We start from the raw sequence: 354 nt of genomic DNA, 5'->3' as shown, positions 1-354 counted from the left end.
TCTGACCTGACGCATTCGTGAGCAAGCCCACTCCCACATTGGTTATGCGGTGCTCGGCCATTTTGCGGGTGAACATCACTCCTGCATTTTGGATTTGTGATGCTGACCCATTTTTCGAGAGGTACTTCAAACCTGTGGGAGCGGGCTTGCTCGCGAAGAGGCCGGCACATTCAATATCGTGTCGTCTGATCTGACGCATTCGTGAGCAAGCCCACTCCCACATTGGCTATGCGGTGCTCGGCCATTTTGCGGTTGAACATCACTCCTGCATTTTGGATTTGTGATGCTGACCCATTTTTCGAGAGGTACTTCAAACCTGTGGGAGCGGGCTTGCTCGCGAAGAGGCCGGCACAT

The 354-nt window shown here is 53.4% G+C and carries 1 protein-coding gene; it reads right to left on the bottom strand.

Going from position 1 to position 354, the window contains the following annotated elements:
• Positions 1–170: 170 nt before the first annotated feature.
• Positions 171–354 (bottom strand): hypothetical protein (locus ACXR0M_RS27250; protein WP_458834691.1); only part of this gene is annotated, 184 nt, incomplete at its 5' end.

Source organism: Pseudomonas sp. Eth.TT006, from assembly GCF_054456575.1.
This window is presented reverse-complemented; position numbering and strand designations above follow the sequence as displayed.